Source organism: Rhodopirellula sp. SH410 (assembly GCF_055811895.1).
In genome coordinates this window covers 4,963,720-4,983,857 of record NZ_CM147949.1, presented here as the reverse complement: position 1 = coordinate 4,983,857, position 20,138 = coordinate 4,963,720, and the positions used below count along the sequence as shown (strand labels likewise).

Genomic DNA, 20,138 nt, shown 5'->3' with positions numbered 1-20,138 from the left:
CAGGAGAGGCCAAAGTGGTCCTCACCGGGCTGATACGCAGGCCCGGGCAAAAGAGTTTTGCCCCCTTCGCGTTTTCAAAGCCGCCTACGGAAACCTCTGAACAGACAAACCACTCGTCTCCGAGTGGCCACCCAGCCTCCCACTCAGAACCGGGGAGACTTAACAGAATAGATGGGACGCGTCGCTTGGAAGCATCGTCCTGGGCGACGGCATCGACCGTCTACTGGCGGGCATCAGGTCGCGTGGCGACGCGAGGCTGTTCTTTTGTGGCGGCGAAAAAGTTATCGATTTCCGCGGATTGTTTGAGTTCATCAAACTTCAGCCCCATGGCGATATTGATCTTCTTTTCCAGTAGGTCACGTTCCAGTTCTCCCCGGACGGCATCGATATCATCCACGACAGGGCTCGTGAATCCTTGGGACCGCATCACGATGTACTTGTCGCCGGTGGCGATGATTCCACTGAGCTCGCCTTGCTTCATCGCAAAAGCTTCCTTTTCGATGGCCGCTTGACCGCCGAACTTGCGGATCGGTGGTACCTTGCCAAAATTGCTCGCCGAGGTTGGTTCAATACTGTATTGCTCAGCAAGCTGGCCGAAAAACTCATCCGTAGGGTTGTCCCGTGCCAACTCCCACACCTTCTGCGCGGTGCGTTGGTCCGAAAGCACAACGGCCAGGACTTCGGCACGCGGGCCGAACGCGGATGCAAACCCGTGCTCGACGTCTTGCGGGGTCAGTTTCACATTGTCTTCAACCAGCGTTTTGAGTGCGACGCTCGGCCAAACCGAGTCTTCCACGTAGAGTTCACGAGTGGTTTGGCCCTGAGATAGGACGGCCTCTAACCATGCCTCCACATCTGCGGCGCCATTTTCGCGGACGTATCCATAACTGGTCGCGGCACGGCTGATTTCTTCGTCAATATCTTGCCGCGAAACCGTTTTGCCAGATTTCTTGAGTGCTTGCGCCAGCAGTTTGCGATTAATTTCGCCGTCGAGGACCGCTTCGCCGTGGCGCTTAACACACTCCGCAGCAACCGATGCGATTGTGACTTGCTGTCCGTTGATGATGGCAGCGACGCCCGGATATTGTTTTTCCGCGGCCGGATCTCCCAGCACTTTGACAACTTGGGACTCCTTTTGCAGTTTGGCAAACAACGCCGAAGCGGCACCCTTCATTTTTTCATCGCGAATCCGATCGTTAATCTGCTCTTTGATGATCGGGAGGGCCTGCGGGCTCGGCTGGCTCGCGGGCATTCGTCGAACGGATTGCATGAAGACCCATTGGTCACCAATTTGAATGATAGGCGAGATCTCACCGTCGCCGAGCGCAAATGCAGCCTCTTCCAATCGCGAGTCACCCATATACCGGCGGATCGGTGGGATCAGTCCACCGACGCTGGCACTCGTTTCGTCTTCACTGTATTCCTTGGCCAGTCGCACGAAGCTGTTCGGGTTCGCCTTGGCTTGCGAGTACACTTGGTTTGCTTTGCCTTGGTCGCCAATCATGATCATCCGGCACTTGACCGCTTCACCATATTGGGAAACGAACGCTCGGTTGAATTCGTCTTGGCTGACTTCGACTTGGTCATTGACGAGGGCGCGGAGTGCCAGCATCGGCCAGATGATTTCGTTGCTGTATTGGTCCGGCGTGATGTCGCGTTCTTCTCTTAGCAGCTGCAGATAGCTGTCAACCGAAAGGGCAAATTTTTTGGCGACGCGGATGATTTCGGCACGCACCTCCTCAGTCGTCACGATGATCTCGCGACGTTTGCATTCCTGCATGATCAAGTGTCGGTTGACGAGACTGTCGAGCACGTCGGCCCCGTATCGCTCAAGCGTAGCGGTGGCCAACGCATCGCGGCTGATCGGGTCAGCGTTGACGACGGCGACGACAGAAGACTCCGCCGCGTCGACTCGGGGGAGGAAGCTGCCGGCGACGGTAACTGCCAACACGACCGTTCCGATCGATCGACGAAAGCTGCAGCTCGGTCGAGAGAACAGTTGCGATGATCGTGTATAGAATTCGAGCAAGGTCGACATATGCGGACACTCCTTTATCCGTGCGGTGCGATGGATCGAGCCGGTTGCTGTCCGTGGCGATGGGCGAATCTCAGCCCACCGTGACGCAATCGCGGCTATATCACGCGAACTTTAGAGAAATCCGAATTTTTCCTCAAGTCGGATTTGACTATTTCTTGGCATGGGCAAGGGCCAGCAAGCAATACGCAGTGACCAGCTGCCGGTCGCCTTCCATCCAGCGATCGCTCTGACGGTTCACCCACGAACCGTCGTCTTGCTGCGATGCCTCGAGCGTGTTGACGAGATCCTCCCGCCAATCATGGACCGTACCACCTTCGACATCGATGACTTCGATGCCCGCCACATCGAGTGCCTTGGCAAACGTGTGGTAGTAGTAGTACAGCCCCTGCGGGCCCATGCCGGGGTTGGTGTCCAGAGCGTAATTTTTGCGGATGAACTTCAGTGCCGCCTCGACACGGGGATCTTCGGGGGTCAGGCCAGCGTAGATCATGCTTTTCAGCCCGGCATAGGTCATCGACCCGTAGCTCCGCAGCCCACCGCCCGCAGCGTCGCCAGCTTGGCTCTGCCCGCCCGCAGCAGGCGTGTAGTAGAAACCACCATCATTCACGTCGTCGGCATACTGGGTGTCGTTGACGTCTTCAATTCCTTGCGGTGGAACGAGATTTTGCGTCCGGGCAATAAAACGCAGCGCCTTCTGGATCGACTCGTCTTCAGCATCGTTTCCCAGTTCATGCAGTGCATCGAGCATGAACGAGGTATTCGAAAGATCAGGCCGCGAATGACTGCCGTAGCCCGCACCGCCATAGGCAGCGTCCGCGGGCGTGAGGCCTTCGCCTTCGTCCCACTGAATGTCCTTGAGGAATACCTCAGCCCGGCTCAGGATGCTGTCGTATCTCTGCTGCGATTCGCGGTCGGCCTGATCGCCGGCTTCTTTCGCGGCAACGAGTGCCAGCACAGATGTCGATGTCTCATAGTTACGGTGCTTGGAACCGATTTCATAAATACCGCCATCGGGCTGGACCTTCGACTCGACAAACTTCAACGCGTCCTTGACGACGGGATCGGTCTTCACTGCGGCGGGACGATGCTCAAGGATCGCACGAACACACAGGCCCGTCACGGCGGCACCCGTTGCTCCGCTGAAGGCTCCTGTATCGCTTTGACCACGAGTCCGCAAAAATTCAATTCCGCGATCGGCCATCCGGTCAATTCTCGCATCCAGGCTCGCGGCGGTTTGCGGATTCGCCGTGGCAGCCGCGGCCGGGGAATCCGCGTGCGCCACAGGAATGACGGCTAGCACTGGCATCCAGAGGGCAAGCAGGAGAGGAGACATCGGGTGAAATCGCATGTTCATGTTCGTTGAAAGGTTCGGAGTAGAAAAACGGAAAGTTGACGCCGGCCACGGCGGAAATTTGTCACCACGCGGTGGTTTTTTCGCCACAGATCGTGAAACGTCGATTGGCCGGCGAGCCCATCGGCACAGCTGAAATTCGAATCAGCGGTAGTGAATCTTGGCAAACGCCCCCTGCAACACAATTTGCAGCAAAACTTGGGCCCCCCAATTCACCGCCCCCGCATTCCATAAAGCAAATTCCGCGCCGCCCCCGGTCAACCCGAACTCAGCAGGAGGAAACAAATATGGGGACAGAGCATTTTTAAAAAACAAATCTGGAAACCAAATCTGGCAAATTTGGGGACAGAGCATTTCTTTAACGCATCGAATTCGATTTTGCTTGGTGCATCCTGCCGGATCTAGCTTCCCAGCAGCTGGGTAGACGTGCTTTTTTCGTTCTCAAATCGCCATTGACGTCGAATAGGTGCCCAAACAGCCCACCGGGTGCGCACCTTCATCGCTGGGCCATCGCAACCACCACTTCGGAGGCATCGAGGGTCGCGACTAATCCGCGGCCGTCAGCAACTCGCGGGCTCGGCGGCGCAGATGATACCGCCGCTGCGTCCGATGACAGCGCATCGAATCGACGCACTCAGGCCGTCCGGCCACGCTACAGAACAACTTCCCGAAATCTCGGACCACTTCACACCAGGTCTCCGCATCGAGCCCCAGGCGGACCAGCACCGGTGAGAGCGTCTTCGGCGTGCAACCACTCTTGCCAGGGGCCACCTGTCTCGCCGTCCAGTCCAGCAGCTCCAGGTATCTCTCCAGCGGCATCGCCAAGAATCCCTTGTCGCTACACCGTTTGCCCGACTCGCTCGCACACGGACCGATTGGATCCGATGCCTCGTCGATCGTTAGCGGCGACAGAAACTCATCGCCCAGCATTGTCGGCCGACGACTCCGCCCGTCCCGAGTCTCCCCACCGCCACCGTCTTCTACCCGCCCCGGATTCTCCTCGGGTACCGCTTCCGCCAACGCACCGATTCGTCTTTGTACCGATGTGTGATCGCTCTGCTCGATCGTCTCGCAGATCGCTGCCCGGATCGGGTTCAAGTCCACATAGGCAGCGCAGGCCAGCAGCGAGGCCTCATCGGCCAACCGGGTCGCCCGGTACCGATCTTGGAAAAACCTCCCGTTTTCCTCTTCCTCCCTATTTGCCCGCATTGCCACACGCTGGCACAGCAACCGCATCCACCAACTGAAACTGCTCAAACGTTTGCGAATTTCGGCACGTCGAATAGGACACCCTGCAATCGATTGGACCTCGGGCTGCGATGGCGTCATCGGGGAACCATCCGCTTTCCGGCGATGGGGACAGAGCATCAACCACCGCCGCGCCACCTCTTCATCGTTCCAAGTCGCCACCACATCGGGCCGGGATCTTAAAATCAGATGAAAATGGTTCGAAAGAATCGAGAACGCCAGCAGGTCGATCCCAAAACAGGCGGCAAATTGCTGCAAGTACTCTTCGATCCAGACCTTGCGGTGATCGAAGTTTTTCCCGGAAAACTCATCGTTTCCGAGGAGGTAGCAGCGACGGCATGTCCTTGAAATGACATGCCCGATGACCACCTCATCAGGATCAAACACTTCACTCCGCGCCAAGCGAACCATCTCACACCTCTCGAGGGAAGAGAACCGGCAAACTCACCTAATTCAGGATATACCTCCTGTTGGGATAAATCAAATACCTCACGGTCAAGCTCTGTCCCTCATCCTTGATTCGGCTAATGGCTCGAATGGTGGCCAGATACTGCCTGAAACTTAAGCAGGACGTGCACATCAGCGAGGCATCCGCCCCGGTTGATCATCTCCCACGTCGGCCTCGGCTTTTTTAAAGCTGAAATTCAATAAAAAATGCAAGTTCACTTAAGGAGTGGATAGTCACGCTATCTGCTCGTGTCTGTTTGGTTGAGTCCCGTTTTGACGTATGTTTGAGGAGTCTCGGTCGGTCGCCTACGCCATTATCGGCTTCTCTGGCATCTGCTTTGCGATCTCACTTTCCGAAGGACGGCACCTTGATGAGCAGCAGCTCGACAGCCGTCGTAAGAAAATTGCTTTTTGAAAATTCAGGAAAATGGTTATGGTACGTCATGGGGTAAGTATGCGTCGCAACGCATTTACACTCGTCGAGTTATTGGTGGTGATCGCGATTATTGGGGTGTTGGTTGGATTGCTGTTGCCGGCAGTCCAATCCGCTCGAGAAGCGGCCCGCCGAATGCAATGTTCCAACAACATGAAACAGATCGGATTGGCAATCCACATGTATCATGATTCGTACAATGCGATGCCGCCGGCAACGATGCTCAAAACGAGCCCCGATGATCGGCCCGCATCCTGGATGGTGCGAATTTTGCCGTTTCTTGAGCAAAATGCGGCGTACAGCAAAACGACCTTTTCGGGCACCGATTTTTCGAACCGAGACCCGGGGATCAATCGGAACTGGGAGGTGTACGACGGCCTAGTCGTTCCGGGGTTCAATTGCCCTTCAAGTCCGCTGCCGACGACGCGAGTGGACGACACGAGTGCTGCTACCCGAGCTTTGGGCGCACCCGATCAGATCGAAGTGCAAATGGCAAACTACGTTGGTATCAACGGCGATTTCAACGAAGCCAATTCGGAGTGGAATGGATACCACGGCATGAGTGACTACAACGGTGTCATCGTCGCTGTCGACAACCATAACCGTGGTGCAGTCAAGTTTGCTTCGATCCTCGATGGCACATCCAATACCTTTGCGGTCGGCGAGCAAGGCATGAATATCCGTCTGTTACAAGCCGATGGGACAGTTGATTTTTACGACCAACGAGCAAGTAACTGGTGGGGTGGTGCTTGGTCCGGTGGCGGTGGCGACCTGAGCAACACATCCGAAGGGTACTGGATGAACGTTACCTCGACTCGTGTGGGAATCAATTTCGCACCGCCAGAAAGTCGCTACGTCCCACACGGTATCGGTCCGTACTGGTACGGTCGCCCCGGTCGACACTCGATCATTAACTCCGCTCACATTGGTGGTGCCCAGTTTGTGATGGGCGACGGAGCCGTTCGATTCGTGACGGAAAACGTTCGGTTTGACATCTTGAGTTTGTTGACAAACCGCGCCGACCAAGAAGTGATCTCAGGAGACTTCTAGTCATGACACCATTCGCATATCCCGCGTGGGACTCACGCACGCAAATTGACCTTCACCAACCGAAAGATCCAAACATGAATGTTCCTACTAAGTCTGATCGAAACCCGCTTTTCAAGACCAGCACGAGTTTCGTGATGATGCTGGTAAGTTGTCTGAGTGTAGGTTGCTCGCACGACGACACCCCCAACCTTAGTGAAGTAACGGGAACTCTGATGAAAGCAGGCAAACCGGTTGCCGATGCTCAGGTCGAGTTCTATCCGACGACGATGGGTGCGGCATCCTATGGGACGACCGATCAGGAAGGAAACTTTGTACTCCGATATTCCACCGGGAAACCTGGTGCGGCCGTCGATAAGCACAAGGTGACGGTGATTGGGGGCCGGGTCGAGGGTGAGCGTGGTGGAACGACTGTCACGCCCCCAGCACTGGCAGGTGCCGAGGCCGCCGAAGGAACGCTGCAACCAATCGGTGGACCGAAGAAGGGCCGACGCAGTTCGGGTGGCCCGAAAACAGTCGAAGGACTCAGTGCTGAGGTGTCGGCGAGCGGTCCCAACCATATCGAACTGAATATTTGAGGGGCTGTCCCGTTTCCCTCGTAACGTAGGCACGGCAGCACCACTTGGGCCCGTTGGCCGTGCAGATCACTTCATGCCCAGGCTCAGCCTGGAAACGCACTTCGCCGCAGGCTCTGCCTGCTGCCACTTTTATGGGGAGGCGGAGCCTCCAAGACAGTGCGACTCAAGCAGTTGGGGAACAAGATGGATCGGGGTCTACTTGAGCTGCTGCAGAATCTGCTCAACCGGTTCCCGCCAATGGCCAAACTCGGTCTGGCGGCTGATGATCGTGTTTGGATACCAGGCGGTACTCTCGCCTTCGGTCAGCCATCGCCAATCCGGCACGCGGCCAAGTAAAAGGTGAGTCCGGACGCCCAACGCACCGGCCAGGTGCGCGATCGCGGTGTCCGTCGTCACCAAGGCATCGAGGTGGCTTAAAACCGCAGCGGTATCGATGAACTTGCCCGTCGTCTGATCCAGGGACGCAGGCAGTCGCAGCACCGAATCGGCGAAGTTTGCCGCGTCGAGTTGTTCGATGCCATGGCCGAACTGCATGTTAACAATCTGAAGATCGTCCGCTTCGACGATGGGACGAAGGACCTCGAGAGGCACGCTGCGGTACACATCCGCATGGTGCTGGCGATTGCCTTGCCAATTGATTCCAATCAGTTTTTTATTTGCACTCGATGGATTGCGATTCTCCGCCAGCCACAATCTCCAGCGTTGGATCACTTCATCGGGAACACTGAGGTAGCCTTGGTTCTCGGCCGTTTGCCCGTCAGCAAACAGGTCGTCGCCAAAGTACATCTGGCCGTCACGTTGATATAGACCGTCGAGGATCTCTAATAGCGAACCCTGGAAGCTCGCTTGCGTGAGGCTGCCCTGGAGCATCGACATGCCGGCGGCCACGCCGTCGCCGCCGGTTTCGCTCGGGAGCACCTCGGCCACGATCTCGTCAATTCCGGGAGCCGTGCGGAATAGCGGGATGAGGTTCGGGGGACATGCGAAAATGACGTGTGCGCCGCTGGACTTCAACGCCGCCGCCACGCGAATGAAATGGATTGCATCACCGAGTCCTTGCTCGGGATAGATGACGATGGTTTGGCCGGTGAGCGATTGGCCCGACCAAATGGGAACGTTGATACCGGCCGCCTGCCAGGCAGCCGTCAGAGCGGATCGGTTCAGGCCAGGCATCCGCCAGCGCCACCGAAACTCGTCAAACCCTTTTCGGTAGTCGCCCATCAGCAGCGAGATCACGCCGAGGTTACGGTGTAATTCCGCGTTGTTGGGGTCGACCTCTAGTCCGCGTTCATACCATTTCAGCCCGCGCTCGACGTCACCGTTCCACACCCACAGGGTGCCACGATTCTTCAGCGCCGAAAGATAGCCGGGCTGCTGCATCAGCGATTTCTTGAAGCAGCGTTCAGCTTCGTCGACCCGGCCGAGCATCCGCAGGGAATTGCCTAAATTATTCCATGCGATCGGGAAGTGATCTTTGAGTTTCAAGGCCTTCCGATAGGATTGAACCGAGCCCTCGAAATCTCGCACATCGAACTGGCCGATGCCCAGATACACCCACGCTTCGGCTGAATGAGGCACCTGACGCAAAACGCCGCGATACAATTGCATCGCGGCGTCAACGTTTCCACTTTGGTGAACCTGCCAGCCCTGCTGCAGAACTTCGCCAACGGACGGCATCAATCTAGGAACCCAACGAGGTCTTGGCTGCGGCTGGGTTGCTGCAGTTTTCGAACCGCTTTGGCTTCGATTTGACGAATCCGTTCACGGGTCACCTTGAAAATATGTCCGACTTCTTCGAGCGTGTAGCTGTAGCCATCGCCCAGCCCGTAACGCAGCTTGATGATTTCACGTTCCCGGTAGGACAATGATTTCAGCACACCGGTGATCCGTTGCCGAAGCATCTCCTGGGTGGCCCCAATTTGAGGGCTTTCGGCGGTTCCGTCGGGTAGCAAGTCACCGAATTGGCTATCTTCGCTGTTTCCGACGGGCCGGTCCAACGAGATTGGGAAGCGGCTCATTGTGAGCACCCGGCGTGCTTCTTCGATTGTGACATCGGCACGGCGTGCGGTTTCTTCGATCGAAGGTTCACGCCCGAGTTCTTGCAGCAGGGTGCGAGCGACGTTGCGTACGCGGCTCATCGTCTCGACCATGTGGACGGGGATCCGGATCGTGCGGCTTTGATCGGCAACCGCACGCGTGATCGCTTGGCGAATCCACCAGGTTGCGTACGTGCAGAATTTGAATCCGCGGCGATACTCGAACTTGTCAACCGCTCGCATCAGACCGGCGTTGCCTTCTTGGATCAGGTCGAGGAACGACAATCCCCGGTTGCGATATTTCTTGGCAATCGAAACGACCAACCGCAGGTTACCTTCGCTGAGTTCACGCTTGGCTTGCTGGTACTCGCTGTAGACACGGCCGAGCATGGTGCAGCGATTGCGGAGCGAAGTCGGTGTTTCTTGACAGGCGGTCAGGATTTGGCGACGTTCGTGGAGCAATTGATCGCGAACTTCGCGGCCATGCTTGGTGCGTTTCTGGTCTCTGATCTGAGCATCGATCTCATCGAGTCGGCAGGAGAATTTTTCCAGCATCCCGATTCGAGTTTCGATTCGCTGGGTCCGCAGACCGAGTTCTTCGATTAGCCTCACGGCGCGGCGACGACGGTGGGCGAGTGCCCGCCATGCTTCGGCGCGACGACGGCCTGGGGTGCTCTTGCTCATCGCCACCTTCCAATCATGCCGGTTGCGGCTAAGCAACGTCTGCAGGGTGCGGAGGTTGTGCGGCAACCGACCTACGATTTGCTCTTTCTCCAGACGATCTGTGACACTGACCTGGACTGTCCGGTCGAACGGCAGTTGCCCCCGGTAGACCTTCTTGAGTGTCTTGTAGGCTTCGACGAGAACGTAATGGTTTTCGAGCAGTTTGGTGCGGAAGCGACGGCGGGTCTCTTCAATCCGCTTGGCCAGTTCAATTTCTTCACGACGGGTCAGCAACGGGATTTCTCCCATCTGCGTCAGATACATGCGGACGGGGTCATCCGACCAGGTTTCCGACTCATCAATCGTGATCAGTTCATCCGGGCTCTCCAGCTGAACTTGGCCGTCGCTGAGGTCGGCGACGTTGACGCCGTTATCATCCTCATTGTCATCAACGGGAAGTTTGCGAAAGCCTTGCGAGACGACTTCGGTGTTTTGCGCCGATACATCGTCAAAATCATCCATCATCGGATCGAACAAAGTAGTAACTCCTTCAAAGTATAAATGTCTATTTTATTTCGCGATGTTGTGGCGAGTTTAGTTGGCCGCAGCGGTAAAACGAGTCAAGTTGCGAGAGTTTAGTCGTAAGCGAGGAGTGATTCTGGCCAACGTCAAAAAAATGCCCCTTATGCTCACCTTTGTGCCTGGCGAGTCCTGTCGGTTGATCCTGCGGGGGGGTGCAAGCGAAAGTTTCCGATCGGATTGCCGACGACAGCATCTTCTTGTAATGTCAATCTACCACCCGCTTACTAGCCTATCCCAAGTACCTTGCGAAATGGAAAAACATTCCGGTTAGCTGGACTTCCCGATTACGGGGAACTTGCAGTCTCGGGAAAATTTCCGGCGCGAGTCCACTTTCAAAGGATACATTCCCCAAAAATACAGTTCACGTCGCAACCTGCGATGTCGGCGCAGGTTATTCCGGCGGGCCGTCCTGGCTGCTCTGAGGAACCACGTACCGGTGGGTGGCGCGAACCCAATCCCTTTGGGCCGCGAAGACGAACAACAGTTCGTTGTGTTAAGTGTCGCGAATCATTTGCAAATGTCCGGTCGGGTGAGTCCACCTGACGGGAGCGACTGGTCGTGTGTTAACCTCAGCACATAGCAATGGTAGTCTGTCCGCACGGCGGGTCTACCCAAGCTGCGTCTAATTTCTGGACGTAGACGAGAATATTTTCCAAAAGTAGACCTTTTCCGGCGGCGTGTTTTTTTCCAATTGGCTCAGGTTCGACGATGTACAAACTTACGTGCCCGCACTGCGAGGCAACCAACGAGGTATCCACTGCGAAGGCAGGTGGCGAGATTGCTTGCCACGCCTGCCACGCATCCATCCGCGTGCCGAAGCTTGGCGAGCTCCGCCAGCTGCCAACGACGGGCCAGAGCAGTGAAGCGATCGCCGCGGCCAACGCGGCCGTGGGCCTCTCGGGCGGCCGCTCCCTGGTGTTCGTCACGCTAAGCCTGGTATGCCTCCTTAGCCTCCTCGGGGCCGGTTTCTGCGGCGTGAACTGGGCCACTACCGAGGTTCCCATCACCACCCAAGGGCATCTCGATGCCTTCGCCGAACATTATGAGACGGCGAGTTCAGCTCAATTGATTCGGGAGTATGAGGACATTATCGAATTTGGCGTCGACATCCCCAACCCGCTGCACTACCGCACTCTGGAACTCAAAAAGGAAGCCTGGAAACACAAGACGATCGGCTTTGCCGCCTTGGCAGCGGTCGCCTTTGTGGTGGCCATGATCGCGGGGTGGCGGCGGCGCGCTCAAAACGTCACCGCGTGAGTCGCCCCCAGCAGTCGCCGGGCCGCTCACCGGCATCATTTATTTTAGGACCAAGGGCTGCCCTCAGACAACGAGACACTTGGGGGAGAGTGAAGCAGCCACCTTCCAATCAGCAACGAACGAACACCCATGACCGATCACGCACAAACGTTTGCCGCCCTTCGTAATCATCTACATCAAACGGCCCTCGTTGCCTCGGCCGCCGAGTTGCTGCAGTGGGATGAGCGGACGATGATGCCACCCCAGGCGACAGCGTTTCGCGCCGAGCAAGTCGCCTACCTTAGCGGTCGGGCGCACGCGATGCGGACGAGTGACCAAATCGAACGTTGGCTCGATGAGCTGGAGGGGTGGTCCGCCGCGGCGGATCCACACAGTGATATCGGAGCCACCCTCCGCTTGACGCGGAAGGACTACGAGAAGCAGCGGCGCTTGCCGGGGCAACTCGTGGAGGCGATCGCCAGCGCGACCGTCCGCGGCCAAGCTCGCTGGGACGATGCCCGTCGCAACGACGACTACGCCCAGTTCCAGCCCACGCTCGACGAAATGATCACGCTCCAGCGTCGCGCCGGTGAACTGCTCGCGGACCCCGGCCAATCCGCCTACGGCGCCCTGCTGGACCAGTACGAACCCGATGCCCGAGTGGACGATTTGACGCGCGTGTTTGCCGGGCTCCGCGAGGAACTCGTCAAACTGCTCGGCGAAATTACGGCCTCGCCACGCCAAGTCGACGATCGATTGCTGAAACAAAAGTACAGCGTCGACGGCCAACGCAAGCTGTCCCAGAGATTGGCAGCCGCAATTGGATTCGATTTCCAACGCGGACGACTCGATGAGACATCGCATCCATTTTGCACCACCTTGGGGCCTTCCGACTGCCGGATCCTGACTCGCTACGATGAGGATTGGCTCCCCGGCAGCGTGTTCGGAACGTTGCACGAAGCGGGCCATGGGATGTACGAGCAGGGCTTGCCCCAGGATTGGTACGGGCTGCCGCCGGGCAATTATGTTTCTCTCGGGATGCATGAGTCGCAGTCACGACTGTGGGAAAACCTGGTCGGTCGATCACTTGCCTTTTGGAAGTGCTTCACGCCACTGATCAACCAGACTTTTTCTGAAACGGCCACGCCTGAGCAATGGCACGCCTGTTTCAGTCGCGTGCAGCCTTCGTTGATTCGAGTCGAAGCCGACGAGGCGACCTACAACCTGCATATCATCGTCCGCTTCGAACTCGAGCAGGCATTGATCTCGGGCGAGTTGTCGACCAGCGACCTGCCATTTGCTTGGAATGAGCGGTACACCAGCGTCATCGGCATCAGCCCCCCCTCGGCCGCCGACGGCGTGCTGCAAGACGTTCACTGGAGCGCAGGCCTGTTTGGTTATTTCCCCACCTATACGCTGGGCAACCTGATCGCCGCCCAGCTCTACGAATCCGCCGACACGGCCCTCGGTGGTCTCGATACATCCATCGAACAAGGTGATTTCGCACCGTTGCTGAATTGGCTGCGTGAGAACGTCCACGCCCACGGTCGCAAGTACACCGCCGACGAGTTGGTCCAGAACGCGACGGGGAAACCGCTATCCGCCAAGCCGCTCATCACCAGCCTGCGGCAGCGCTACGCCGTGGTATACGACCTGGCGTAGTCCCAATCGTGGCGATGCACCCCGCCTGTGTGGAAGACCGGGCAATGGTTGCTCGTCGGCACCGATTCGAATCGAAATCAACTCGTTTTCGGTCGCGATTCCCATTCACCGTGATCCCACGTTCTTCCGCTTACCCATCTGAAAAAGAAGCGTCATGAAGATGAAATTCACTGGTTTGAAGCTGTTTTTGGGTGCCGCTGTTTCATGCCTCGTCCTCAGCATCAACTCGACGTTTGCTGAGAAACCATCGGTTGATCAACCTTCGACGCAGACGGTTGATCAACCTTCGACGCAGAGCCCGGCGCCCGCAGGCTGGCCCGACGCCGTCCAAACCGTTCGCTATACCGCGAGTATCGATGGTACACAGCAACCGATGCTGATGAGCACCGCCAAGAGCACGGAAAAACGTCCGCTGCTTGTTGGACTTCATACCTGGTCAGGAGGGTACGACCAAGTCGCCGGTGAGCCGGTCTATGCGCGTTGGTGCATCCAGAATGACTGGCACTTCATTCATCCGGACTTCCGAGGCCCCAATTGGACTCCCGATGCATGTGGTTCTGAAAAAGCGGTCCAGGACATCCTCGATGCCGTGGATTTCATGACGACGCATTACCAAGTCGATCCCGATCGGATTTACTTGGTCGGCGAATCCGGTGGCGGGTACGCGGCGTTGCTGATGGCGGGACGTGCGCCCGAGCGTTGGGCAGGAGTCTCTGCATGGGTACCCATCTCTGATTTGCGTGCCTGGTGGCAGCAGAAAAGCGTTGGTCGAAAAGCAAAGTACGCAGTCGATATCGAGCGGTCCGTGGGCGGACAACCCGATCAAGATGAACAGGCCGCCGACGAGTGTGTCCAACGCTCAGCGATCACCTATCTCCAAAACGCCGCGCATGTGAATCTGGACATCAACGCTGGTGTCGCTGACGGTCACCAAGGCGGCAGCGTTCCCTTCACGCATTCACTCCATGCGTTCAATCGAGTGGTGCCTGAGGCCGACCGTTTAGAACCCGCGTTTATCGAGGAATTTTACGAGCATCAAAAACTGCCCGCAGGATACAAACCTGCCCAGCCGGATCCGTTGTACCGAACGAGGCCGGTGGTCTTTCGCAAGACCTCGGGCAACACACGCGTGACGATCTTCCAAGGCGGCCATGAAATGGTCGCTCCCGCTGCGTTGAACTGGCTTGCCATGCAACGCAAGGGAGAGCCCGCCCATTGGCAGGTGGCAGCTCCCGTCGAGCTGACGACAAACGACGACGAATCAGAGAAATAGCATCGCTCGCAAATCAATCGTGCGTTGGAACTGTCGCTCCCTCGCCGATCGCTATTCGCTTGCTGGAATCGCGTGGATTGTCCAGTAAACTTCCTCCTCAAACGACTCACCGTCCTCATCTCGCAGTTGCATCACAATTCGCAATTGGTCGACGGGGCGGATCGCGGGAGTGCTCAAATGGATGCGTGTGCCCTCCACTGAGCCTTGACTCAGTGGTTCCAGTCGCACATTGGTAACCTCGAGTGGTTCGGTTCCCTTTTCGTCTGTGCTGGGCTTGTATTGGTCCGAACCGTAGGCACGTGACCAGTGATAGTTCCACTGCTCGGTGACGAAGGACGAAACCTCGTTCGCTGAATCCGCGTCAACTTTAAAATTGACATCGAGTTCCAGGCCGCCTGGAGTGACTCGCGCGTCGGTGATCATGTGCGAGGGAATTCCGGTATAGCGAAGTCGCTGCACACCGCCATCGGCCAGTCCCGCTCGCCCGCCGCCGTTCCAGCCCTGTAGGCCCGCAACGTAGACCTGGCCATCGACAGGATTGACGCTCCCACGCATGATCCCAGTCGAGAAATCGAACGGCAGTTTAACAATCGCCGCTTGTGATGTTTCACCCACATCTTGAATCATCAAGTACGACATCCAGCCCTTGCCGAAACTCATGTGCAGCAAATGGTTCGAAAGCGGACCGAAGCGTGGATCACCGGCCCATAATTGCCCTCCTGAGGAGTTGTCGAAAGATTGCGGCATCCACACCAGAGGCTGGTCTGAGGTCTCAGGCGGCACCACTTTGGTGATATCAATCTGGCCACCGTCGGGCGCCCATCTCGGCGGAGCCGAATAGGTGGGCACCCAGCCGAAGAATGCCCCAGGCTTGATCAAGCAGATCTTCGAAGCCGGGATCCATTGGCCCTGATTGTCGCTGACCGTGATCCGGGAGCCTGGCATGCTGCCCATGCCATTGGGTGAACGAAAACCGGTGCAGACGACTTCGCGTTTTTTTCCGTCGGGTGAGATCTTCCACACCGCCCCCGGCAGGGCAAAGTTTGCGCCGTGACCGCTCTTGGCGTAGTAGAAGTTGCCTTCATCATCGGTCTGTAAATCGAAATTGAATGCGTGGAAGTTTGCCGAAACATCAGTGTCGGCACTAAAGCTTTCATAGAAATCAGCTTCCCCGTCGGCATTGAGATCATGCAATCGCACGAGTCGGTCTTTGCAGGTAACGAAAATATCGCCAGCGACGACTTTCACACCAAAGGGCTCGTATAGCCCGCTCGCATAGCGTTTCCAGGTCAGGTCGAGCAGTTGTTCGTCCACTCCCGAAACGACCCAAATGTCCCCACCATAGGTTGCCACCACCATGCGGCCATCGGGAAAGAAGTCGAGGGCGGATGTGCGAAACCATGTGTTCCACGGTGTTGATGAGGGACGTGTCAGTGTGTCCAACGCATAGCCGGTCTGTTCCAGTCCTGGATAACCGACGGTATGCAGCTCTTGGCTCCAACGCAGATCGCCACCGTGCACGAGGTCACTCAGCGGTGTGGCGTCGCTGGCCTGGGTCGCCGCGAGGGTTTCGTGTTGCCAGCGTTCGAGTTCAGAGTCGCCCGTGCCGACCCCCACGGCAACGTGAATCGTTCGCTTGTTGACTCCAGCGGGAATCGTCAGCTGAAACGGTGCGCGCCCATCGGTCTGCCACGCGACCCCATCGACATCACCCGAAAATTCAGCGACCGTGAAGGGGCTACGGTCTTGATCCTGTGAGGGATCGGAGCGGGCGACTGCGAGCGATTTCGTTATTTCTGTCTCGGTGTCATCGGCGGCTTCGCATGCACGCAGAACTAAGGGCGGACCAGGGGCGATTTCCAAGTGATGGATCAACGAGTTCGGGCCGCCCGATTCCACTCGGTGCAGGATCTCACGTCCATCGATGCTGTAGCTCAGGACGGCGTCCTGGCCAAACAGATAATATCCGTGATAGTCCATCCAACGCGGCGGCAGCGGTCCTCTGGGCAGCAGGCCTTCACGCGAGTAATCGAGTACGCCCTGATGTCCCCATTTCCAGGCCGCCAATGACGGCAACGATTCGCCCACCGGGTTGGCAGTCCCTTCGCCCCGCGGCCGAATATGTTGGGTCTCGCTCAAGTCCAAGAAGCCGCCTGTCCAAACGTCGGCCAGGCCCATCGTGTGCAAGTCAAACGCAACGGTCATGTCATCCAGAGCAATGTTCAGCACACTGGGGAAGTCCGTGCGCAGTTGGGATCCCAATGCGGGGCCAAAGTCTCGCTCCACCACCTCAATCTGTTGGCCATCCTCGGTGCCCGTGGGCAATGACGCGAGGTATTCCTGGTCGACGTTAAAATAATCCGGGTTGCGATCCTTCATAAACGCTTCGCGGATGTAGTGCACGACCTGGTAGCGTTCGAACGGCGTGAGGTACGTCATCGGTGCCATCAGTCCATTACCGTGAGTCAAGGTCATGAACATTCGGTAGGGATCCGAGCCGAACTTCAGTTTTTGATTTCCAAAGGCGCGGGCGGTCGCCAGCGAAGGGGTGTCGCCGCTGGCGCCATGGCAACTTGCACAGTCACCCTGAAACAACCTTTCGCCCGCTTCAAAATCACTCTTTCTCATGCGTCCCAAAATACCGGCATGATCGAGGTTGGCTGAGTCGTCCCGGACCGCCAATTGTTCCGCCGAGGGACGCAAGCGATTGGCTGCCTCGGTGCCGCCGTTGGCAACTTCGAGCACGTAGGCCACCAGATCCAGGAACTCGGCCTGAGATTTCAACGCGCCCATCAAGCCATCGGGCATCATGGATTTCGAGTTCTTCTGCATCACCTCGATGTCATCTTTGCTGAGCACGAAATCTTGGTCGAGCGACTGTGCCAATCGCAGCGTGACGGACTCCTCCGCTTGTTGTGAGAGCAGTCCGACGTGCACCTGGCCGCTGGTCGTGATGACCGAGTAAGTCTCGTAGCCGGGCTGGAGGTGCTGGGAAGGGCGTAGCAACGCGTCGACAACATCCACGCCCGTGACCTGGGAGCCGAGGCTTGCGAGGTTCGGGCCCAAAGGTGACTCGTCCGAGCCACTGGCGTGGCACCCCACGCAATTTGCCGCCGACTTAAAAAACACAAGTGCCCCGCGTTTCGCGTCGCCTCGCTGTTTCGCTTGCTCTGCCAGGTACTCGGGCCGCGCCGCCTCGAGCTGTTTGACCAAGGGCACCGCTTGGCGAAGTGTCTCCGCACCGAGAACACAAGGAGTGGGCAGGAACAGCAGCAGCACAAACAAAAATTTCGGCATCAACAAAACTCACGGAGGCGGGAACGGTTCAACGCCCGGAAATCAGCGCTGCAGAACTCGTCGAGCTATCTATCGTAGCGGCAGCCACATCGAAAGTCATCCAGCGACGCGTTAGCAGGGTTGGCCTGGGCCGCAAGTGCGACACCCTGGGCCGCAAGTGCGACACATGGGCCGCAGGCGACACCATGGGCCGCAGGCGACACATGGGCCGCAGTGCGACACCATGGACTGGATGGAACAATCCCTCCACGCTGGTCTAACGTGATCCCATTTTTCGGCAAAATCGACGGCTCGCGCCCCCGACGTTCCCCTGGGGACGGCGCATGGATGTGGCACGCCGTGCTTGCGGAGCAGCCTAGAACGAGGACTTCAACGGGATTTGATTTCGAAGTGTCTGTTCAAGCTGCCTTGAACAGGACACGTCTGTGAGGAACCGATTTGATGACTTCGCTGCCGTAGGTCGATAGGGTTGCATCGGCGACTTCGTAGCCGTGGCGAAACAGCATGCTGAATTCGCTGTGGGTCAACCGCCGCAACGTCGTTTCAATCAGGGCAACTCGCTTGACTTCATCGTCGGTGAGGGCTGGTTTGCCGTCGAGCTGATTGCGAGCGTAGACTTTTTTGGTCGCGAGTCCCAAACGGAGATAGGCTCCACTTCCCGGATTCTGTTTGAAATGCTGAATCAGCATACGCGTCCGCAAACTTCGAACTTGATCGGTCGCAACGTCCACCAGTCGCAGCGAAGCTCGTAGATAGGCGGGGCTCCAACGCGATTGCCGCAGATCACTGGACAGCGGCCGTGAGGCATCGCAAACGATTAAGAAATCGGTCCCCTCGCGAAGTCCCTCGCCCGGTTTGAATAGTGATTCGACACCCAGGTTGTCGTACACCCCTCCGTCCCAAAGATGCAGACGTTTGTACTTCGGTGCAATCGATTGCCACTCGTTGTCGCGATATTCACTCCATTGATATCGTCTCGAGCGAACGACCAGTGGTCCGATCAAACCTGGAACGGCCGCGGAAGCGGCCAGGGCGTGGGACAAGCGAAAATCCGGTTGGGTAATGTATTTGGTTTGGTAATCGCCCATCAGGTCGCGTTGGAATCGCCAATTCTTGCCGGTTTGGTAACACGTGGCATTGATGATCCAGTTCGGGGCTTCCGGCAGATCGGCTAAGGAGCCTTGAATGCCCCACTGACGTTCAATCGCGTCTCCTAAAACGGACGCTCGCCCCGAGGCGAGCCGCCACGGCAGGAGCAGAGACTGCAGGGCAAACGACCACTGCAGATTCCGAGTCGTCAGCAGCGAGAGCACCCGCGGCACCACATCATGCAGGTATTCCGAGCTGCCCGGCCAGCGGTAACCCGCCGAGGCAAATACCAGCCCCGCGGCCAAACTGCCGCCCGAAACACTGGAGATGATTTTGACATTCCCCAGCAAGTCTTGCCGCGCAAGTCGAGCCAGCACGCCCAGATGGAACACCGTTGCGCGAACTCCACCGCCCGAGAATGCGAGAGCGATCTTCATGTTGTCTACAGGGCTGGTGGGTAGTTTGGTGTCCGGTAAGCACCCCGGCGGAAGAGTTTTCGTTTCACCGCGGGGGCGATCGCCCCACGCTGGCATCGTTGATTTCGCAGCCCGCTGGGCAGTCGGTTCAACGACGTTTTCGCTCGATTACTGGGCCACAGGTGCTTAGCTGTGAGCGAGCCGCTCGCGGCCATCGTTAACAAATCGAACGGGCCATCACAAGGCAAGTCGATTGGATCGCAAATCCCGCGAACCCGCGAGCAGCGCCGGCATTTTCCCTCTTGCCGCCGCTCCGGCCGGTTTGAGATACTCGGCTGTACCGGATGCCCAATCGAGTCGTGGGTCGGCTGTTTGGAGCCAACGCCAAGACTCTTCCCTCTCCCGCAACCCGCTACAAGCAAGGATGCTCCCGTGGCCATTGGACCTCTCATGGACGTTTCGTCGTTCACCGTCGACGAGATCTACGACCTGTACTATGCGATTGCTGAAAAAGATCATGCCTTTCGGCTGCAATCGCTCTACGGCGCGGACGCCCCACCGGCAGGACACTGTGAATTCCGACCCCTGTGCCGTGAATCTTTCACGCAGCGTGTTCGTCACTACGATTTGCTCGACAGCGGCCAGATCGGACGATCACTTCGCGAACGCCTGGCTCGCCAAGCGGCCGCCTACGGAGTGACGTACCAGGCGGCGCACCTGGAGCAGCGTCGTGCGGCATGAC

Annotated in this window: 13 protein-coding genes; 6 read left to right on the top strand and 7 right to left on the bottom strand. The window is 57.6% G+C overall.

What is annotated here, in order from left to right; translation table 11 throughout:
* Positions 1–220: 220 nt before the first annotated feature.
* The 3 genes from SH410x_RS18170 to SH410x_RS18160 all read right to left on the bottom strand — a co-directional run bounded on the left by SH410x_RS18170 (position 221) and on the right by SH410x_RS18160 (position 5,048).
* Positions 221–2,038 (bottom strand): peptidylprolyl isomerase, encoded by a 1,818-nt coding sequence (locus SH410x_RS18170; protein ID WP_473669600.1) that lies wholly within the window; start codon positions 2,036–2,038, stop codon positions 221–223.
* A 148-nt stretch (positions 2,039–2,186) separates the two neighbouring features.
* On the bottom strand, positions 2,187–3,371 hold the full coding sequence (locus SH410x_RS18165) for a prenyltransferase/squalene oxidase repeat-containing protein (protein ID WP_473669598.1): 1,185 nt from the start codon (positions 3,369–3,371) through the stop codon (positions 2,187–2,189).
* A 564-nt stretch (positions 3,372–3,935) separates the two neighbouring features.
* Positions 3,936–5,048, bottom strand: coding sequence for a transposase (locus SH410x_RS18160; protein ID WP_473669596.1), 1,113 nt, complete (start codon positions 5,046–5,048; stop codon positions 3,936–3,938).
* A 490-nt stretch (positions 5,049–5,538) separates the two neighbouring features.
* Here SH410x_RS18160 and SH410x_RS18155 point away from each other — a divergent pair, with 490 nt between their 5' ends.
* Positions 5,539–6,567 (top strand): DUF1559 family PulG-like putative transporter, encoded by a 1,029-nt coding sequence (locus tag SH410x_RS18155; RefSeq protein ID WP_473669594.1) that lies wholly within the window; start codon positions 5,539–5,541, stop codon positions 6,565–6,567.
* 74 nt (positions 6,568–6,641) lie between these two features.
* Positions 6,642–7,142, top strand: coding sequence for a hypothetical protein (locus SH410x_RS18150; protein ID WP_473669592.1), 501 nt, complete (start codon positions 6,642–6,644; stop codon positions 7,140–7,142).
* 195 nt (positions 7,143–7,337) lie between these two features.
* Here the strand turns inward: SH410x_RS18150 and SH410x_RS18145 are convergent, their stop codons facing one another.
* A complete protein-coding gene (locus SH410x_RS18145; RefSeq protein WP_473677339.1) occupies positions 7,338–8,819 on the bottom strand; it encodes a tetratricopeptide repeat protein in 1,482 nt (493 codons plus the stop codon).
* Entirely contained in the window at positions 8,819–10,378 is a 1,560-nt protein-coding gene (locus tag SH410x_RS18140) for a sigma-70 family RNA polymerase sigma factor (protein ID WP_473669590.1), read from the bottom strand. Before SH410x_RS18140 ends, SH410x_RS18145 begins: the two co-directional genes overlap by 1 nt.
* Positions 10,379–11,131: 753 nt before the next feature.
* Between SH410x_RS18140 and SH410x_RS18135 the strand changes: the two genes are divergently transcribed.
* The 3 genes from SH410x_RS18135 to SH410x_RS18125 all read left to right on the top strand — a co-directional run bounded on the left by SH410x_RS18135 (position 11,132) and on the right by SH410x_RS18125 (position 14,594).
* The gene (locus tag SH410x_RS18135) at positions 11,132–11,680 is read left to right on the top strand and encodes a hypothetical protein (protein WP_473669588.1); all 549 of its coding nucleotides are present in this window, start codon (positions 11,132–11,134) and stop codon (positions 11,678–11,680) included.
* 129 nt (positions 11,681–11,809) lie between these two features.
* Positions 11,810–13,321, top strand: a complete 1,512-nt coding sequence (locus SH410x_RS18130; protein WP_473669586.1) for a carboxypeptidase M32 — start codon at positions 11,810–11,812, stop codon at positions 13,319–13,321.
* Between the two features lie 154 nt (positions 13,322–13,475).
* Positions 13,476–14,594, top strand: a complete 1,119-nt coding sequence (locus SH410x_RS18125) for an alpha/beta hydrolase family protein (RefSeq protein ID WP_473669584.1) — start codon at positions 13,476–13,478, stop codon at positions 14,592–14,594.
* Between the two features lie 51 nt (positions 14,595–14,645).
* Here SH410x_RS18125 and SH410x_RS18120 read toward each other — a convergent pair whose 3' ends face one another.
* Positions 14,646–17,891 (bottom strand): DUF6797 domain-containing protein, encoded by a 3,246-nt coding sequence (locus SH410x_RS18120; protein ID WP_473669582.1) that lies wholly within the window; start codon positions 17,889–17,891, stop codon positions 14,646–14,648.
* A gap of 398 nt (positions 17,892–18,289) precedes the next feature.
* A complete protein-coding gene (locus SH410x_RS18115) occupies positions 18,290–19,417 on the bottom strand; it encodes a patatin-like phospholipase family protein (protein WP_473669580.1) in 1,128 nt (375 codons plus the stop codon).
* A gap of 411 nt (positions 19,418–19,828) precedes the next feature.
* On the opposite strand from SH410x_RS18115, the gene SH410x_RS18110 reads away from it, so the two are divergent.
* Positions 19,829–20,137: a hypothetical protein gene (locus SH410x_RS18110; RefSeq protein ID WP_473669578.1), complete on the top strand. Its 309-nt coding sequence runs from the start codon at positions 19,829–19,831 to the stop codon at positions 20,135–20,137.
* Position 20,138 lies beyond the last annotated feature (1 nt).